Origin of the sequence: Nocardia asiatica NBRC 100129, assembly GCF_000308415.1 — a bacterium.
Taxonomy (GTDB): domain Bacteria; phylum Actinomycetota; class Actinomycetes; order Mycobacteriales; family Mycobacteriaceae; genus Nocardia; species Nocardia asiatica.
In genome coordinates this window covers 1-608 of the sequence record NZ_BAFS01000335.1, presented here as the reverse complement: position 1 = coordinate 608, position 608 = coordinate 1, and the positions used below count along the sequence as shown (strand labels likewise).

Here is a 608-nt window from a genome sequence, read left to right as displayed (position 1 = left end):
TCGTTCCGCCCGGGGTGGTGATGGTGACCGACACGATGCCGGTTCCCGCGGGGGCGGTCGCGGTGATCTGAGTGGGCGAGTCGACGGTGAACGAGGTCGCCGGTGTGGCACCGAAGTTCACCCCGCTGGCGCCTGTCAGGTTCGTGCCGGTGAGCACGACTGTCGTGCCACCTGTTACCGAGCCCTGATTCGGTGCCGCCGTGCTCAGTGTCGGCGCGGCGAAGTAGGTGAACGCGACGCCGTTACTGGTTCCACCCGCGGTCGTGGCAGTGACCTGCACAGTTCCGGTTCCCGCCGGGGAGACGGCGGTGATCTGGGTGTCGGAGTCGACGATGAACGAGGTCGCCGGTGTGGCGCCGAAGTTCACCGCCGAGGCCGTGGACAGCCCCGTCCCGGTGAGGACCACGATCGTGCCGCCCGATTCCGGACCGACATTCGGAACCACCGTGGTGAGGGTGGGCACCGGAATGTAGGTGAAGGCCAAGCCGCTGCTGGTTCCGCCGGGTGTCGTCGCGGTGACCTGCACGGTCCCGGTCCCGGCGGGCGAGACGGCCGTGATCTGGGTGGGTGAGTCGACGGTGAACGAGGTCGCCGGTGTCGCACCGAAA

1 protein-coding gene is annotated in these 608 nt (G+C 68.4%); it reads right to left on the bottom strand.

The annotated features are described in order from the left end of the window. Window positions 1-463, bottom strand: a 463-nt coding sequence (locus tag ON27_RS29265; protein ID WP_218003054.1) for an IPT/TIG domain-containing protein, incomplete at its 3' end; no start/stop codon positions are given. Between the last annotated feature and the right edge of the window lie 145 nt (window positions 464-608).